The sequence below is a fragment of the Dehalococcoidia bacterium genome, from assembly GCA_021295915.1.
GTDB lineage: Bacteria > Chloroflexota > Dehalococcoidia > Lucifugimonadales > UBA1123 > VXRN01.
The window spans coordinates 1-18,176 of the sequence record JAGWBK010000005.1; the positions used below are offsets into that span (position 1 = coordinate 1).

13 protein-coding genes, 1 tRNA gene, 1 pseudogene and 1 riboswitch are annotated in these 18,176 nt (G+C 59.9%); of the genes and pseudogenes, 2 read left to right on the top strand and 13 right to left on the bottom strand.

Translation table 11 applies throughout. The features are described 5' to 3' along the window. Positions 1 to 2 precede the first annotated feature (2 nt). The 13 genes and pseudogenes from J4G14_02535 to J4G14_02595 all read right to left on the bottom strand — a co-directional run bounded on the left by J4G14_02535 (position 3) and on the right by J4G14_02595 (position 14,885). Positions 3 to 74: transfer RNA gene (locus J4G14_02535), tRNA-Gly, on the bottom strand. Positions 75 to 262: 188 nt separating this feature from the next. After that, positions 263 to 1,369 (bottom strand): spondin domain-containing protein, encoded by a 1,107-nt coding sequence (locus tag J4G14_02540; GenBank protein MCE2456681.1) that lies wholly within the window; start codon positions 1,367 to 1,369, stop codon positions 263 to 265. 475 nt (positions 1,370 to 1,844) lie between these two features. After that, positions 1,845 to 4,634, bottom strand: coding sequence for a DNA polymerase I (gene polA, locus J4G14_02545; protein MCE2456682.1), 2,790 nt, complete (start codon positions 4,632 to 4,634; stop codon positions 1,845 to 1,847). 135 nt (positions 4,635 to 4,769) lie between these two features. Further along, a complete protein-coding gene (locus J4G14_02550) occupies positions 4,770 to 6,194 on the bottom strand; it encodes a phosphoglucomutase/phosphomannomutase family protein (GenBank protein ID MCE2456683.1) in 1,425 nt (474 codons plus the stop codon). Between the two features lie 21 nt (positions 6,195 to 6,215). Next, entirely contained in the window at positions 6,216 to 7,454 is a 1,239-nt protein-coding gene (gene metK / locus J4G14_02555) for a methionine adenosyltransferase (GenBank protein MCE2456684.1), read from the bottom strand. Beyond that, on the bottom strand, positions 7,454 to 7,831 hold the full coding sequence (locus J4G14_02560) for a hypothetical protein (GenBank protein MCE2456685.1): 378 nt from the start codon (positions 7,829 to 7,831) through the stop codon (positions 7,454 to 7,456). The genes metK and J4G14_02560 overlap by 1 nt, the downstream gene beginning before the upstream one ends. A gap of 180 nt (positions 7,832 to 8,011) precedes the next feature. Further along, positions 8,012 to 9,286 carry an adenosylhomocysteinase gene (locus J4G14_02565; GenBank protein MCE2456686.1) on the bottom strand — a complete coding sequence of 425 codons (1,275 nt, stop codon included), beginning with the start codon at positions 9,284 to 9,286 and terminating at the stop codon, positions 8,012 to 8,014. 16 nt (positions 9,287 to 9,302) lie between these two features. Next, on the bottom strand, positions 9,303 to 10,274 hold the full coding sequence (locus J4G14_02570) for a sugar kinase (protein ID MCE2456687.1): 972 nt from the start codon (positions 10,272 to 10,274) through the stop codon (positions 9,303 to 9,305). A gap of 1 nt (position 10,275) precedes the next feature. Next, positions 10,276 to 10,629, bottom strand: a complete 354-nt coding sequence (locus tag J4G14_02575; protein ID MCE2456688.1) for a rhodanese-like domain-containing protein — start codon at positions 10,627 to 10,629, stop codon at positions 10,276 to 10,278. 76 nt (positions 10,630 to 10,705) lie between these two features. Next, entirely contained in the window at positions 10,706 to 11,566 is an 861-nt protein-coding gene (mtnP, locus tag J4G14_02580) for an S-methyl-5'-thioadenosine phosphorylase (protein MCE2456689.1), read from the bottom strand. After that, positions 11,559 to 12,605 (bottom strand): S-methyl-5-thioribose-1-phosphate isomerase, encoded by a 1,047-nt coding sequence (gene mtnA / locus J4G14_02585; protein MCE2456690.1) that lies wholly within the window; start codon positions 12,603 to 12,605, stop codon positions 11,559 to 11,561. Before mtnA ends, mtnP begins: the two co-directional genes overlap by 8 nt. 99 nt (positions 12,606 to 12,704) lie before the next feature. Continuing rightward, positions 12,705 to 12,822, bottom strand: a riboswitch (SAM riboswitch). Positions 12,823 to 12,955: 133 nt separating this feature from the next. Then, positions 12,956 to 14,541: pseudogene (gene groL, locus J4G14_02590) on the bottom strand (chaperonin GroEL). 38 nt (positions 14,542 to 14,579) lie between these two features. Continuing rightward, a complete protein-coding gene (locus tag J4G14_02595; GenBank protein MCE2456691.1) occupies positions 14,580 to 14,885 on the bottom strand; it encodes a co-chaperone GroES in 306 nt (101 codons plus the stop codon). Between the two features lie 230 nt (positions 14,886 to 15,115). Between J4G14_02595 and J4G14_02600 the strand changes: the two genes are divergently transcribed. Further along, positions 15,116 to 16,024 (top strand): decaprenyl-phosphate phosphoribosyltransferase, encoded by a 909-nt coding sequence (locus tag J4G14_02600; protein ID MCE2456692.1) that lies wholly within the window; start codon positions 15,116 to 15,118, stop codon positions 16,022 to 16,024. 98 nt (positions 16,025 to 16,122) lie between these two features. Beyond that, positions 16,123 to 18,171 carry a (Fe-S)-binding protein gene (locus J4G14_02605; protein MCE2456693.1) on the top strand — a complete coding sequence of 683 codons (2,049 nt, stop codon included), beginning with the start codon at positions 16,123 to 16,125 and terminating at the stop codon, positions 18,169 to 18,171. Positions 18,172 to 18,176: the final 5 nt, after the last annotated feature.

Here is an 18,176-nt window from a genome sequence, read left to right on the forward strand (position 1 = left end):
GGAGCGGGAGACCGGATTCGAACCGGCGACAGCCTGCTTGGAAGGCAGGGACTCTACCGCTGAGCTACTCCCGCTCACTGCATATTAGGATACGTACGCTGACACGCGGGGTCAATCTCGCAAGGCATAGGTGACATATGTATTGCATGAGTTGCGTCGAATGAAGACCGCCCAACCCCATCCTATCAGCAGTCCTGAAGGACTGAAGTAAGAGGAGTTGGGCGGCCCCAGGAGGTGTGCCGCAGACGTTTGGTCTTCAGGTCTACTTGATACGTGCCTCAGACTTCACGCTGCGGCGCTGGCCGAAGATAGTGCCAAAGCCTGCGAGAGCCGTCAGCACTCCAATCAGTCCTACTATGAGGAGCGGCGTGCCGGACGCTGCGAAGTCTCCCGTAGCAGGCGGTTCGGCCATCTCAGGTTCTGGAGTTGGAGTCGGCATTGGTGCAGCCTCCGCCTCTTCCAGAACGGGACCGTGAATGAACAGCAGCGCGGTCGTGTCGCTGGTCCATCCGTGGGTCTCCTGGCTCAGATCAGCTACGCCGGAGATGCCGGGATGGGCAGACCGGATGCCTTCACTCAGTCCCTCGGAATTCGCAGCAGGGCCTCCGCCGAGGCATGGCACTGTCGCAGCCAGTTCTTCATTGAATTCAGCGCCGGAATCGAACACGAGCGCTGTAGCCGGTAGCGCCGGGAACAGGTCACCGCCGATTACCGTCAGAGCCTGTGAGGCTCTTACATAGCCATCGTTGGTGCAGGCAAACATGCCGACGGCAGTTACGTTCGCGCCCTCGATGCCGTGTAGCATCGGCTCAGTGTAGGACGCCCCTGGGAGAATCGGGCCGCCACTGTCCAGCCCGTACGCGCGTACCACTCCCGGTACCACGCTGAGCGTCGCCAACAGGTCGGTCTGAGATCCGCTCTCTGACAGGTCGTCGATACCGTCGAGTTCGGTTGGAACGGTGTAGTCGAATACGTCCACGTTCGGATCATGCACCACAACCACGGGAGGCGTTATCGGCTGACCGGCCGTCAGGTTCTCGAGAGTGAGTCCGAAATCGACCGCATCTGGCGCATCTACTCCCGCCGAGGTCACGAAGATCTCGAAAGCAGGGCCGTACCAGCCGTGATCGTCACTGCTCAGGTTGGCGTTTCCCTCGATACCCTGGTGGAGGACTGCAACTCCCTCACCATCAGCGGCGGATACTCCTTCGCCTCCGAGACATGGCACAGCTGCCTCGGCTTCGTCCTTGAGCTCGGTACCGGCGTCATAGACTGCACCAGAGGACATAAGCGGCGTTCCGCCATGCGTGGGGATGATCGCTGTCCCGAAGGCTAACGCGTCGTTGGTGCAGGCGAGCATTGTGATCACGCTTACGCGGTCTCCAGGCTCGGCGGCAGTGATGGATACAGTATGTTCCTCACCGGGAAGAATCGGAGGTGGATCGAAGGAAACGACCTCCTTCACGCCGGAAATAGCTGCCAGTGAAGCTGCCAGTGCTTCCTGCTGGCCGGCTTCGGCCAGCCCTTCGAGACCGTCGAACTACTCTGAGCTCTGAGGAAGTATTGACGTGCCGGGCTCTAGTACGACCGCAATGGGCGGAGTAAGGGGTTGCCCTCCGGTCACGTTTCGTACCGTCAGGTTCACCGCGGACTCGGCGTGGACCTCCGACGACCCCGAGGGCCAATTGGAAGGCAATCGCCAGAGCCAGGACTAAGGCGGCTGGGAATAAAAGTCTCGGAAACATTGCTGTCCTCCGTAATCTATGTGAGTTCTAATAGTTTACCAGCTCACTATAGAAAGCTTTATATATAAGTGTCACCCACATAAATTACGGACGCAAGGGCTATTCCAAGTCTCCCCAGTTATCTCCGTTCTTCAACTCGACCGCCAGCGGGACGTCCAGGGTCATGGAAGAGGGCATGAGCTCCATGACGATCTCGGACATCTGGTCCAGCTCTTCACGTGGCACCTCGAAGATTAGCTCGTCGTGTACCTGGAGGATCATCTTGGACCTCATGTTGAGATCGTCCATTCTGTCCATAATCTCGATCATGGCGATCTTGATGATGTCGGCGGCAGTGCCCTGGATTGGCATGTTGATCGCTGCGCGCTGGGCGGCCTGCCTCACGGGGAAGCTGCGAGCAATTATGTTTGGCAGGTACCGTCGTCGTCCGAGCGCGGTCTCGACGTATCCGAGACCCTTGCACCTCTCGACGGTTTCGTCTACGTACCCACGGATACCCGGGTAGCGTTCGAAGTAGACGTCGATGAACTCCTGGCCCTGGTGTGGATTCAAGTCGGTCTGTCGGGATATCCCGAAGGCGGTAAGCCCGTAGAGAACGCCGAAGTTGAGAATCTTGGCAATGCGCCGCATCTCTCCGGTAACGTCTTCGATGGCAACGTCGTACACCAGTGAAGAGGTCGCGCTGTGTATGTCTTCACCTCGGTGAAAGGCCTCAAGCAGGGAAGGGTCTTTGGAGAAGTGTGCAAGCACGCGCAGCTCTATCTGAGAGTAGTCGGCGGCTAGCAGCGTCCACTCAGGCGCGTCCTGTGCGACGAAGGCCTTTCTGACGCGGCGCCCAAGCTCTGTACGTACAGGAATGTTCTGCACGTTCGGATCGTTCGAAGACACCCGACCTGTGGCTGACCCCGTCTGGTTGTACTTGGTGTGGATTCTGCCTGTGTCCGGGTTTACCAGACCGGGCAGTGCATCGACGTACGTGGACTTGATCTTCGATAGCTGCCTGAAGTGCAGAATGTCGTCCAGCACGGCGTAAGCGCTGGGATCAACGCTGTCCAGCGCTCCCGTATCCAGTTGCGCCTTCAGTCCCTCCAGAGACGAGGCATCCGTCGAGTATCCCGTCTTGGTCTTGCGGGTTGGCGGCAGCCTCAGTTCGTCGAACAGGACGCCGCCGAGCTGCTGGGAAGAATTCAGGTTGAACTCGTGACCGACAGTCTCGTACATCGTCTGACGGATCTCGTCCAGGTCCGAAGTGAGTTCGACTGACATCTCATTCAGCAGGTCTACATCCACTGCCACACCATCGCGCTGCATCCTGACGAGCACGGGTATCAGTGGCAGCTCGTATCGATCCAGTAGCTCGCCAATCTGCTTCTGTTCGACTTCCCCCTCAAGGTCACGCCTGAGACGTTCAGTGAAGTCGGCGTCAGCGGCTGCGTAATCTGCTGCGCTTGCGATGTCGACCTGGTCCATCGTCTTCTGGTTGCGTCCGCGTCCGATCAGATCGGTGATCGGCGTCATCTCCTCGCCGAGCATGTCCAGCGCGAGGTTCTTGAGCCCGACCGACGAACGCCCTGCCGCATGTGCAGCGAGCATGGTGTCGAAAGCGAGGCCCACCACCTTGATGCCGTGGTTCTCCAGTACCATCATGTCGTAGTTGGCGTTGTGGGCCGTCTTCGGGACTTCTGGGTTGGTGAAGATAGGTCGCATCCTCCCAAGGACATCGTCGATGGGCAATTGAGTGCCTTCCTGGTGTCCGACCGGAACGTACCAGCCTGTTCTTGGCTCAGTGGAGAACGAGAGACCTACGAGCCTGGCGACCATGGGGTCCTGTGAGGTTGTCTCCGTGTCGAACGAGAAACCTTCGGACGTATTGATCTGACCCAGAAGCTCATCGAGCTTCTCTGCCGTGTCCACAATCGTGTAGTCGACAGGCGGCGCTTCAGGCTGGAGATAGAAGGAACCCTGCTCGCCCTCTGCGTCGTTATCGGACGCTGGAATCCTGGACACCATGCTGTAGAACTCCAGCGACGTCAGTAGGTCCACTACATCCGTTCGTTCGAAGTCTCCGAAGCGGGCGAGATCGAGATCGAGGTCCACGTCTACATCTCGTTTGATCGTGGTCAGGAACTTCGCCCTGTCTGCAACGTCGCGGTTTTCGGAGAGACTCTTCTTTACACTGGGCGGCTTCACCTCGTCGAGGTGTTCGTAGATGCCGTCGATGCTGCCGTAGTCCCGCAGCAGCCCAATCGCCCGCTTTCGTCCAACGCGGGGAACTCCCGGTATGTTGTCCGACGAATCTCCCTCCAGCGCCTTGATCTCGGCGACCAACTCCGGTCCGAGACCGTCATACCGCTCCTCCACCCCTGCGACGTCGTACAGAGTCCTCTGTCCGACCGCATGACTGAGCAGAATGCTCACGTGGGGAGAGACTAACTGGAATGTGTCTGTATCTCCGGTGAGGACAATTGTCTCGATGTCCTTCTCTTCTGCCTGTCTGCACAGCGTCCCCAGGACGTCGTCTGCCTCGTATCCGGCCATTTCGAAGATGGGCACCCGGAATGCCCTCATGAGTTCTCTCACGCGGTCGAACTGCGGTCGGAGTTCCGGTGGAGTAGGGGGCCGGTGCGCCTTGTACTCCTCGTACTGCTCGTGCCTGAAAGTCGGGGCTGACACGTCAAAGGCGATCGCGATGTGCGTGGGGTTCCGGTCGTTCAGTGTCTTCAGAAAGATGTTGAGGAATCCAAAGATTGCGCGCACGTCCTCCCCGGTCGCCCGAACGTTTAGGGGTTCACGGATAGCGTGCCAGGCTCTGTGAACGAGCGCGTGGCCGTCCATCAGGATCAGTAGTGGCTTACGATCAGGCAGGTTAGGGAATTCGGAAGTGGTCATCGGGCTTATCCTTTACGTGTCCAGCTTTAAGCTGGCCTCCGGGGACATAGCCCGATTATACAGCCGTATCGTCCCGGACGTTCCAGCTAGAACCCGAGTCGAATGCCGTGGGATTTGCCCTGCCTGCCGGGGAGGCTAGATTCCTGTCAGCGCCCTCGCCTCGCCAAGCATTGCGGCTACGTCACCAGTAGACGGCCCTTCGGCGTAGATCCGCAGCAAAGGTTCAGTGCCCGAGAACCTGATTAGTGCCCAGTAGCCGTCCTCGAGGAGTATCTTTATGCCGTCACGGTTGTCGATCCCCACGACGGACATACCTCCCAGGTCGAAGGGGCGCGAGGTGGTGACCCTCTGCATGATGCCCTCCCGCAGGCGTGGGTCGAACTCGACGTCCCAGCGCTCGTAGACGTGAGTGCCCACCCGCTCGAATAACTGGCCTCTCAGGTCGGCAGGGTTCTCCCCGGTCTTGACCACCATGTCGAGCATCAGCAGGCCGCTCAGTATGCCGTCTCGCTCCGGTATGTTGCCCCTGAATGCGTAACCGCCGCTCTCTTCGCCGGCGGCAAGCGCATTCACAGCCATCATCTGGGGCCCGAGATACTTGAAGCCAACCGGCGTCTCGATAACTTCGACGTCGTGAGATTCAGCCAGCTTGTCGATCATGCTGCTCATGGTGATCGACTTCACCAGCGGCCCCGACTGCTGCAGCACCTCGAGCAGGTGCATGCACAGCAGACTGAACGTCTCGGTCGTGGTCATGAACTGGCCGTCGTCGTCGATGACGCCAAGCCTGTCCGCGTCGCCGTCTGTGGCCAGCCCAATGTCGGCGGTGGTGTCTTCGACCGCATCAACAAGTGGTCCCAGGTTGGGTGCGATTGGCTCGGGCTGGGCCATGCCGGGGAAAGAGGGATTGACCTCGGACCGTACCTCGACGACGCGAGTGCTCCCCCCAGAGATCAGGTCGCTGAAGTAGCCCGCGCCTGCGCCATGCATCGAGTCCACCGCCACGTTCAGCCCGGCGTTCCGAATCCCCTCGACGTCGACGAACTGTGCCACGTGGTTCAGGTAGTCAGGCCTGGGGTCGAAACGCTCGAGCAGCCCGCGCATTTCAGCCTCTCGAATATCCATCCTGCGGACGCTGCCTGTGCGTTCTGCGTTCCCGATGTAGCGTTCGAGTTCGGCCACTATCTCGTTGGACGCGCTTCCGCCGTAGTCGGGCTTGAACTTGAAGCCGTTCCACTCGCCCGGGTTGTGACTCGCGGTGATAACCGCACCTGCCCCTGCGGTCAGCGACACCAGGGAGTGGCTGACGACCGGCGTGGGAGCAGCACGGTCGCACAGGTAGGTGGGCACTCCGTTCGCCGTCATCACCTCGGCGACAGCCTCTGCAAACTGCCCGGAGCCGAATCGGGTGTCATACCCGATCACAAAGCCCCTTGGGGCAACTCCGGCGGCGTTAACGTAATCAGCAGTCCCCTGCGCGCAGATGCGGACGTTTTCGAACGTGAAGTCCTCGGCGATGATCGCCCGCCAGCCGTCCGTACCGAACCGTATGCTTGCCATCCAGACCTCCGCCGCTGCTGTCTAGGACGCGGCGTCTCCCGCGTTCTTCATGAAAGCCTCCCGCCTCAGGACGTTGGCCCTATCCGTTCTCTCCCAGGGGAAGTCCTCTTCCGGCCTTCCGAAGTGACCGTAAGCGGCAGTCTTGGTATAGATCGGCCTGCGCAGGTCGAGGTCGCGAATGATCGCACCTGGCCGCAGGTCGAAGTGCTTGTCGATAAGCTCGTTGATCTTACTGTCGGGGACCTTGTTCGTACCGAATGTCTCAGCCGAAACCGAGATTGGATGCGCGACGCCGATTGCGTAGGAGACCTGGATCTCGGCGCGGTCGGCGAGCCCCGCAGCAACCACGTTCTTCGCCACATAGCGAGCCGCGTATGCTGCTGACCGGTCGACCTTGGTCGGGTCCTTGCCAGAGAACGCTCCGCCACCGTGGCGGGCCATGCCTCCATAGGTGTCGACGAGTATCTTCCTGCCCGTCAATCCCGAGTCTCCAACCGGGCCACCGGTCACAAATCGTCCGGACGGGTTCACAACCCACCGCGTGTTGCGGTCGAGCAGGTCGCCGGGAATTACGTTCTTGCCGACCGCCTCGATGAGGTCTCGCTCGATTACCGACTGGCTGACTTCCGGGTTGTGCTGAGCGCTAAGTACAACCGTGTGTATACGCTTTGGCACTCCGTATTCGTACTCGACGGTCACCTGGGACTTCCCATCCGGCCTGAGGTAAGGAAGAGTGCCCTCCCTGCGGACTTCCGCCATTCGCTGGCAAAGTCGGTGAGACAGGGCTATTGGCATAGGCATAAGCTCGGGCGTGTCGTTGCACGCGTAGCCAACCATCATGCCCTGGTCACCTGCTCCGAGGGTCTCGACGTCCTGGTATTCGTCTGGAAGTTCGTTCCGCGTCTCGAGCGAGTGCGTGACACCGTGGGAGATGTCCGATGACTGCTCGTGCACCGCGACCGCGATCCCGCATGACTGGAAGTCGAACCCGAAGGTTGAGTCCTGGTATCCGGCGTCACGGATCGTGTGCCTGACAATGGTCGGGATGTCCACATAGGTCGATGTCGAAATCTCACCCATCACGAGTACAAGTCCCGTCGTGGTGCAAGTCTCGCACGCTACACGCCCCTGGGGATCGTCCGAGAGTATGGCGTCCAGGACCGCATCGGATATCTGGTCGCATAGCTTGTCCGGGTGCCCTTCCGTAACCGATTCCGACGTGAAAAGGTACGACGGACTTTCCATGAAGCTGTTTGCCATCAAATTCCTCCTGCTGTCTCAGCTCGAGGTTCGGATTCAATTCCAAGTCTTCGTCGCTGCTGAGGGGAGAGTTCAACGAGCGATGCCGTTCCCTCCGCAATTGTTCTATTGACCACTGACAGACGTCCGGCCACCGAAAGCTCGCGTCCGTCCCGATCGTTGAGCCAGGACACCGCTCTGATAGGCTCGCCTATCCTGGCGGGGGCCTTCAGTTCCGTGTCCATGCTTCTCATCATCGATGTGATGCCGTTTAGGTACGCCCAGTTTTCCATGACCTCGTAGAGGATCGCAGCGATAACTCCGCCGTGGACTATCCCCGGCCAGCCTTCGTGCTGGCGCTCAGGAATGAACTCAGTGGTCAGTTGGTCTCCTTCCAACTTCAGCCTGAGGCGCAGCCCAGAATGGTTGTTTGCGCCACAGCCGAAGCAATTCGGATAGTTGCTGCCCTTCGACTGATCCGATTCCCGATCATTGGGGGCCACTTGCGAGCGCTTTCCCTGGTACCGGGTTGGATGAGTGGTGAGAGCTGTGCGGGATGTCGATGTCACTGGACTGGTCTATGTCCCAATGTCCCAGCTCGACAGGTAGTGCTCCTGCTCTGCTGTGAGCGAGTCGATCTCTATTCCCATTGACTGCAGCTTGAGTCTGCCGACCTCTTCGTCGATGTCCCGTGGTACGTCGTGCACCTCTGGCGAAAGAGTGTGAGAAGTCTGGGCGAGGTATTCGAGAGACAGGGCCTGATTCGCAAAGCTCATGTCCATCACTGCCGACGGGTGTCCCTCGGCCGCAGCGAGGTTTATGAGCCTGCCTTCTCCGAGCAGGTAGAGCTTTCGCCCGTCACCCATCAGGTATTCCTCTACGAAGGGTCGTATAGTCTGCTTCCCGTCGGACATGTCCTCCAGGGCCTCTATGTCGATCTCGACGTCGAAGTGCCCGCTGTTGGCGAACATTGCTCCGTCTTTCATGACGGCCAGGTGTGATCGTCCGACTGCGCTCATACCGCCGGTTAGCGTGATGAAGATGTCGCCAACTTCAGCAGCTTTCGACATCGGCAAAACCTGGTGCCCGTCCATGGCCGCTTCAAGTGCGCGAATCGGGTTGACCTCGGTAACTATCGTGTGTGCGCCCATGCCGCGAGCTCGGAGTGCGACGCCACGACCGCACCAGCCGTATCCGCAAATGACGACATTCTTGCCCGCCCAGAGTACGTTCGTTGCCCGGGTAATCCCGTCCAGTGTGCTCTGACCTGTGCCGTACCTGTTGTCGAAGAAGTGCTTGGTGTCGGCGTCGTTTATCGCGATGACCGGGTACTTGAGGTCGCCTGCCGCTGCCAGGCTGTTTAGGCGGATCACGCCGGTCGTCGTCTCCTCGGTACCCCCGACTACGTCGCCCAGCTTGTCGGTCCTGGCGGTGTGCAGGACTGCTACCAGGTCGGCGCCGTCGTCCATCGTGATATTCGGCCCGTGGTCCAGCGCCGACTGGATGTGGCCGTAGTAAGTGTCCCTGTCTTCGCCCTTGATGGCAAAGGTCGGGATGCCATACTCGGCGACCAGCGCAGCCGCGACGTCATCCTGTGTGCTCAGCGGATTGCTCGCGCACAGGGCTACGTCGGCGCCACCGTCTTTCAGCGTCAGCATCAGGTTGGCAGTCTCGGTTGTCACGTGTAGGCAGGCTGACACTCGCAGACCGTTCAGCGGCTTCTCTTCACCGAAGCGCTCCCTGATCTGCCGGACGACCGGCATCTCCCTGGCGGCCCACTCGATCCTGCGCACGCCCGCTGACGCCAGCGAACTGTCCAGGATGTGGCCCTGCTGTGTACTGGATGCGGTCACAATGTCCTCCTGTAAATCAAGCTGGGCCTCTGTTGGCTTCCAGCTTCGTAAGTTGTTCAAATTCAGACCAGTCTTCGAAGCCGTCAAATGAGGTCAGGCCCTGGAACTGCTCGAAGCGGTGCTGTATGTCGGAAGTCGTTAGCGACTCCAGCTTCTCTGTGCTGAAGTCTTGGACTGTAAACGAGCCCATGACCGAACCGACCACTGCGGCCCGGCGCAGGCCTCTATTGGTTGTATCTCCGGTGGCGGCGAGCGTGCCCATGAACCCGCCTGCAAACGAGTCTCCAGCCCCCGTAGGATCGACGACGCGCGCTAGCGGGTATGCGGGGGCGCTGAAGACGTCCTCACCGTCTACCATCAGAACTCCGTGCTCGCCTCGCTTGACTACGACGGAACGCGGGCCCTGCTCCTGGATCTTCTTCGCCGCCCTTACGAGGTTGAACTCACCTGACAGGGCCCTCGCCTCTCCCTCGTCAAGAAACAGCAGATCGACCCTTGAGACAACCCGCTCCAGGTCGTCGCGACTTCCGTCTATCCAGAAGTCCATCGAGTCAAGGGCTGCGAACTTGGGACTGGCGTCCAGTTGTTCCAGCACGTCAAGTTGAAGAACGGGATCGATGTTTGCCAGGAAAACGATATCAGCGGCCCTGTGGGCCTCACTGAGGTATGGGCTGAACTCAGCAAACACGTTTAGCTGGGTATCAAGAGTATCCCTCTGGTTTACGTCCTCAGTTGAGTAAACGCCGGACCAGTGGAATGTCCTGCCTTTCACCCTCTCAAGACCGGACAGATCGACATCGTGTGCCTCTAGAAGCTCAACGTCACCGTCGTCAAAGTCCTCACCAACTACGCCGACCAGACTCACGTTAGTCAGATAACTGGCTGCTAGGGAGAAGTACACTGCCGAGCCCCCCAGCGCCCTTTCGCGGCTGCCGGCGGGAGTCTGGACCGAGTCGTACGCGACCGATCCCACTACCAGGAGGGACAACTTACTTGTCCAGCCCGTAGCTGGTGGGATAGTTCTTCTCGATCCAAGGGGGGGTGCCGTCCTCTATGTTGTACAGCTTGTCTGTGTCGTAACCCATCGCCGCTGCCATCTCGCAGGCAAGGCCACTCCTCACGCCTGCGGCGCAAATGAACAGCAGGTTCTTGTCCTGCGGCAGCTCGTCGATTCGACCCAATAGATCGTCCACGGTGATGAAGATCGCGTCCGTGACGTGGCCGTCGACGTACTCGTCCATCCGGCGGACATCTACGAACACGTTGTCCTCTGTACCATGAAGCTCTGCTGCCTCATCGGTCGTTATCCTGGTGTATGGCTCTCCCGGTATCTGCCTGGGCATATGCCCACCTTCCCTTTCCCCTCTCCTGGATTCCGGCCTTCGCCGGAATGACGGTTGGGTAGTGTTTCAACTTCTGCTAGTCAAGGTACTTGTCCACCAGCAGACCGAGTTTCATTCTGGTCGTAGGCGGTATCAAATCTCGACTTGTGATTATTGCGTTTTCGAGTGCCCTGTCGCAACCGCACGAGGTCGTTTCGCTTACCGTCGACGCCATTCGCCTCACGATGGTCTGGGCGGTCTGTACGTTCTGCATCAGGTTCTGGACGACGAGTTCGACTGACACGTCCTCTTCAGCCTCGTGCCACACGTCGTAGTCGGTGACGAACGCGAGCGTGGCGTAGCACATCTCTGCTTCCCGGGCCAGCTTGGCCTCTGGAAGTGCCGTCATCCCTATGACGCTTGCTCCCCATGAGCGGTGCATTTCAGACTCGGCCCTTGTCGAGAATTGAGGACCCTCTATCACGATGTACGTCCCACCGTCATGAACATCCGTGTTTCCCACGGCGGCCTCGACTGCCTGCTGGCGCAGGGCAGGGCAGAAGGGGTCGGCGAACCCTACATGAGCCACCAGTCCGTCACCGAAGAACGTGGACGGACGCTCACGGGTCCGGTCGATGATCTGGTCCGGTACGACTAGGTCGAGAGGCTTTAACTCCTCCTTCAGGCTCCCAACAGCGCTGATGGAAACAAGGCGCTGCACGCCTATCTGTTTCATAGCGTAGATGTTGGCCATCACCGGCAGCTCGCTTGGTGAGATTCGGTGCCCACGGCCATGGCGGGGCAGGAATGCGACTTCGACGCCGTCAAGCTCGCCCGTGATGATCGAGTCACTTGGTTCACCGAAAGGAGTCTCAATCTCGATCTCACGCCTGCTCGAGAGGCCCTCCATGTCGTAGAGACCTGAGCCACCTATAAAGCCGAGCGTGGGTTCAGGCATTGGACTCATCCAAAAGCGCCGGAATGCTTCGCCTGTACGGCGGACGGCCCACGCCTGCCTCACTGACGATTCCGGTTATGTACCTGTTAGGTGTCACGTCGAAAGCGGGATTGAATCCTGAGATTCCTTCAGGTGCGACCTGCGAACCGGCGTAACCGAGTACTTCGCCTTCGTCCCTCTCCTCGATGACGATCTCGTCACCGGTAGAAGTTCCGGGGTCGAACGTGGAAGTTGGCGCCGCTACGTAGAATGGAATCCCGTTCTCCTTGGCGAGAACCGCGAGGTTGTAAGTGCCGATCTTGTTGGCAACGTCGCCGTTGAGGGCAATCCGATCTGCACCAACCACGACGCTCTGCACCATGCCGCGCCGCATCAGGAGTCCGGTTGCCGAGTCGGCCACCAAGCTTGCGTCGATTCCCTCGCGACGAAGCTCCCACGCGGTCAGTCGCGCGCCCTGTAGCAGCGGCCTCGTCTCGCTTGCGTATACATGGTCGAGCCTGCCGTCGGACCAGGCGCTCCGGATGACTCCGAGCGCCGTACCATAGCCTCCGGTTGCGAGGGCCCCCGTATTGCAGTGGGTGAGCACGTTGCTGCCCCACGGCATGAGCTTTGCTCCGATTCGACCGATTGCCAGGTTGCTCTCCACGTCCTCGCGATGGATCCGCGTGGCCTCTTCGACGAGATCGGACACGACCTCTTCCGTCGACTGCGCCGAGGCCGACGCCGACAGGAGCCTGTCGACAGCCCATCCCAGGTTCGCGCCAGTTGGTCGGGCCAGCCTGATCTCGCGTGCCGCTTCGAGCAGCCGGTCGGTGAAGTCGCCGTTCGCCGTCTGGGAAAGCTCCATGGCAGCCAAGGCCAGTGCGTACGCCCCGGCTATCCCGATTGCGGGAGCGCCCCGCACCGACATGTTGGATATGGCAACGACAACGTCCCTGAAGTCTGACGTCTCGATCCAAGTCTCTACAGCAGGCAGCTGACGCTGGTCGAGAATGCTGAGCGAATTGCCTCGCCACTCTACCGGTGTGAATTCAGACAATGTCCCTGTCAATTCGCCACCACCGTTTCACTTCGGCACTATTTCAACAACAAAAAGGCTTCTCGAATGAGAGAAGCCCTACAGGTAGTTGGTCTACCACTCTCATCTCTCGAACGTACATGCGCTCGCCGGAATTGGCACCTTTGCCTGTCGCCGAAGCGCTCAGACCGGTTGCCGGGCATCAAGGGGCCGGTCCCTCCGCCACTCTGGATAAGAGCCACGAGTATTCAACGAGGCCGTCAGGGCTGTCAAATACTGGAACTACCTGGAGACAGTCGACGTAAAAGAGAGAGGGCAGGTCAAACGACCTGCCCTCTAATACTAGCTACTTATTCGACTGTTCGATCGACCTAGTAGTCCATCGGCGGCATTGCCGGAGCGCCCGCTGGCGCGGGGTCCGGAACGTCGGTGATGAGCGACTCGGTCGTGAGCACCATCGCTGCTACCGAAGCAGCATTCTCGATGGCCGCACGGGTGACCTTGGCCGGGTCCATGATGCCCTTCTCGAGCAGGTGGCAGAACTCGCCATCCTCCGCATCGTAGCCCCAGTCGCCTTCGCTCTTGAGGCTGTCAGCCAGGATTACCTCACCGGATACGCCGGTGTTCTCGGAGATCAGCTTGATCGGCCGCTGGAGGGCGGTCTTCAGGATCGAAGCTCCGGTGTCCTCGTCGCCGGAGAGCCCAAGGCCCTCGAGGGCGGTGCTGGCGCGCAGGACTGCGAGTCCTCCACCAGGAACGATGCCCTCTTCTACGGCTGCGCGGGTCGCGGACAGTGCGTCCTCGACGCGGTTCTTCTTCTCCTTGAGCTCGACCTCGGTCGCTGCGCCAACCTTGATGATGGCGACGCCGCCGGACAGCTTGGCCAGGCGCTCCTGGAGCTTCTCGCGGTCGAAGTCGGATGTGGTCTCGTCCACCTGGGCCTTGATCTGGAGCCTGCGCCGTCAACGAACGTGGTCTCTTCCTTGGAAGCGACGATTCGGCGGGCGCGGCCCAGGTCTTCAACTGTGACCGAGTCCAGCTTGCGTCCGACTTCCTCGCTGATGACCTGGCCGCCGGTCAGGATGGCCATGTCTTCGAGCATTGCCTTGCGGCGGTCGCCGAAGCCGGGAGCCTTGACGGCGACGCAGTTGAGCGTGCCGCGCAGCTTGTTGACTACGAGCGTGGCCAGAGCCTCGCCCTCGATGTCCTCGGCTACGACCACGACGTTCTTGCCAACCTGGAGGATCTTCTCAAGGGCGGGAAGCACGTCCGCAACCGCGGAGATCTTCTTGTCGGTGATCAGGATGTAGGGATCGTCGATGGAGGCTTCCATCCGGTCCTGGTCGGTGATGAAGTAGGGGGAGATGTAGCCGCGGTCGATCTGCATTCCCTCTACGAACTCCTGCTCGTAGGAGAGGCCCTTCGACTCTTCGACCGTGATGACTCCGTCCTTGCCGACCTTCTCCATGACGTCGGCGATGAGCTCGCCCATCTCATCGTCATGGGCCGAGAGTGACGCGACCTGCGCGATCTGCGTACGTCCCTCGACAGGGGTGGACATGTCCCCGATGGCGTCGCGCATGGCAACAACGCTGCGCTCGATGCCGCGCTTGAGAGCCATTGGGTTGGCCCCGGCGGCGATGTTCTTGAATCCCTCGTGGATGATCGCCTGTGCGAGAACCGTGGCCGTGGTCGTGCCGTCGCCCGCCACGTCGTTGGTCTTGCTTGCGGCTTCTTTGAGGAGCTGTGCGCCCATGTTCTCGAATGGGTCCTCGAGCTCGATCTCCTTGGCGATCGTGACGCCGTCGGAGCAGACCTGGGGCGGGCCGAACTTCTTGTCAAGGACTACGTTTCGTCCGCGTGGGCCCAGGGTTACGCCGACAGTGTCGGCCATAATGTCAATACCGCGCTTCATCGCGGCTCTTGCTTCTTCGCTGAACTGAAGCTGTTTCGCCATTCTGGTTCAGACCTCCTTAAATGCTCAGGTAAATGGGGCTACTTCTTGAAGAGAATGTCGTCCTCGCGAAGGACCAGGTACTCGACCTCGCCCTCTTTGTACTCGGTGCCCGCGTACTTCGAGTAGATGACGGTGTCGCCGACTTCTACTTCCATGGGGACGCGGGAGCCGTCGTCAGACAGCCGACCGGGTCCGATCGCCACGACGACGCCCTCCTGGGGCTTCTCCTTGGCTGTGTCCGGGATGTAGATGCCGCCGGCGGTCATCTGCTCCTCACCCTCCTGGGGCTCCACGACTACGCGGTTGCCCAGGGGCTTGAAGGTAACCTGTGTTTCAGTCGCCATTCTTGCTTCAACCTCCTGAATTGCTCAGATTCTGTCGTTTGCCGATTTCACTCTTAGCAGTCTCGCAAAGAGACTGCTAACTCGAATGATAGCGAAGAATTTCTGAGAGTGTCAACGCTGGGATTGCCGACGTAGCACCACGTCTAACATCTCGACTCTGTACGTTGACGCCCCTCGACAATCGACCATATCATCGACTTGTGAATGGACTGTCGGACAACAGGCAGCAGGTGGATTTTGTAAGCGTTCTTCGCGCGTTTATCGCGGCGACACGCCCGCTCCAGTGGAGTAAGAACCTGCTGGTATTTCTACCCCTGTTCTTTTCTGCCAACCAGGCGTGGAGTCTGGACGACGTCTCGGGCGCGATGTCGCTTGGACTGCGTGCCGTCGCAGCTTTTGCCATCTTTATCGGCCTGAGCGCGTCCGTCTACCTCCTCAATGACTGCCTGGATGTTGAGCGCGACCGCGCACATCCGCGAAAGAGGCTACGGCCAGTTGCTTCTGGCCGGCTCCCAGTGGGAGTGGCGATAGCCTCAGCGGCGACTCTGACTGTCGTGGGCCTCGGTGCGGCCTTCGTACTGGAGCCATTGTTCGGGGCGATATGCTTGGTCTACGTCCTGGTCCAGGACGCCTATACGGTGCGTCTGAAGAGGATCGTGCTGATCGACGTGTTCTGCGTGGCATCCGGCTTCGTCCTTCGCGTTGTTGCAGGTGCAGCAGTGATCGAGGTGCCCATGTCCGAGTGGCTGTACATCTGCTCCGGACTTGGTGCGCTGTTTATCGCTCTCTCCAAAAGAAGAAGCGAGCTCTCCGCCGCGGGGGAGTCGGCACACCGCCAGCGTGAAGCGCTTGAAGGGTACACTCTGCCGATGCTCGACCAGATGATCGCCGTAGTAGCTGCATCAGCGCTTGTGACCTATGCGCTCTACACCTTCATTGCAGAGAGCCTGCCCGACAATCGCGCCATGCTCTTGACGCTGCCGTTCGTGGCGTTTGGGCTTCTCAGGTATATGTACCTCGTACACACACGCGACTCTGGTGAAAACCCAGAGGAGATGCTCGTCAGGGACATACCCCTGGCGGCTGCGGTGGTCCTGTGGATCGGCGTCTCTGCCGCCATACTGCTGGTGGCCGGATAGCGGCGTGAAGCCTGACGGCGCGATCCACGACACGATATGCTAAACTCCGCCCAGCTTTGACACCCCGCCTGATTACGCGCATCTATAGGAGTGAATGAATGGTCCCACCAGATAGCGTCTTTGGTGTCATCCCGACGTGGATCGCCGTCTACGTCCTTGCCTTGGGCATCTTCGCGGCGGCTGGATTCGTTCTCTATCAGCGTGTCTTCAGGCTGATCCTGCTGGGCAAGGACCCGGGCAGATTCGATCAGCCAGTGCGCCGCCTGGTTGGCGCTCTCCCATACATATTTGGGCAGCGCAAGGTGCTCCAGAGCGTCTCGCTCCGAGACCGCGCGGGCCTGGCACACTTCATCATCTTCTGGGGATTCCTGTCGTTTACGACCAGCTACATCCTGTACATCTTCGGCGACGTGATCTGGCACGACTTTTCCGCGACTATTCTGACAGATACCGGCGTTCGCATTTTCACGGCGTACCTGGACATCCTGGCGCTCGTGTTCTTCGTGGTCCTAGTCTGGGCCGCCGTCCGCAGGTGGGCCGTCAAGCCCAACAGGCTTAGCTTCGATCTAACTCAGAAGCTCGAATCGGCGATCATCCTGCTCCTGATCGCGTCGCTCATGTTATTCACGTTGCTGACCGAGGCGTTCTTCGTGGCCGCAGGCGGTACAGGACCTCACGCCGACGCTCTGATCGGGCGTCCGCTCGGCGAGGCCTTCGCCAACGCCGGCATAGACGGTGACCTCGCCAACGGTCTCCACGGCGTCTTCTGGTGGCTCCATCTTGGAATCATTCTTGGATTCTCCCTGTACATCCCTCTGTCCAAGCACATGCACCTTGTGGCTGCTCCAATCAGCTTCTTCTCCCGCAAGCTGGAGGAGCGTGGCACGCTCCCGACTCCTGACCTGGAGGCGGCGCTCGACAACGAAGAGGCCCTCGGGGCCAGCCGTATCCAGGACTTCACCTGGAAGGAGATTCTGGACGGCTACGCGTGTGCCGTTTGCGGACGATGCACCGACAGCTGCCCGGCCAATCTCACGGGCAAGATCCTGTCACCCATGCACATCGTCGAGAACATGAAGGAGCACGTCATCGAGTTCGGCTCCGGAGTCGCGTCTGGAGAGGACAATCAGGATTCCAAGCCCCTGATCGGCAACTGGATTGAGGAAGAGGCGTTGTGGGACTGCCTGACCTGCGGCGCGTGCATCCAGGAGTGCCCCGTGGGTGTCGAACACGTCGACTCGATCGTCGACATGCGCCGCTTCCTCGTCCTGGAGCAGGCGTCGATGCCTGAGACTGCGATGGGCGCGCTCCTGAGCATGGAGCAGCGCGGACACCCGTGGCGCGGTACTACGTACGCGCGCACCGACTGGGCTGAGGGCCTGGATGTCCCAACACTGGCGGACAACCCAGACGCCGATGTCCTGTTCTGGGTGGGATGCACTGCAGCGCTGGAGCAGCGCAGCCAGAGCATCGCAAGAGCAATGGCATCGATTCTCAAGCGTGCCGGAGTGGACTTCGCGATCCTCGGCGACGAGGAGACCTGCACTGGCGATCCTGCGCGTCGCATGGGCAACGAGTATCTGTACCAGGTGCTCGCACAGCAGAACATCGAGACGATGAAGTCATACAACGTCAAGACCGTGGTGTCGATCTGCCCGCACTGCTTCAACACCATCAAGAACGAGTACCCGCACCTCGGTGGCGACTTCGACGTCATCCACTACACCGAGTTCGTGAATGGACTAATTCAGGATGGACGTATCAGGCCCGTCGCCGAGATCAACGAGACAATTGCCTACCACGACTCCTGCTACCTCGGCCGTCACAACGGGATTTACGATGCGCCCAGGGAGATCGCCTCAGCCATCCCAGGCCTTGAGCTTGTCGAGATGACGCGCTGCCGCGAGAAGGGCTTCTGCTGCGGCGCGGGCGGCGGTCACATGTGGATCGAAGAATCGAGGGGTCAGCGCGTCAACCACGCGCGAACGGAGCAGTTCTTCGAGACCGAAGCTGAAACAGTCGGCGTATCCTGCCCGTTCTGCCTACAGATGTTCGAAGAGGGCATAGGTTCTCTCGATGGGGGCAACGCCAAGCAGGCAAAGGATCTGCTGGAAGTCCTCGACGAGAGCATTTCGGCGGGCGACTAGCCAAG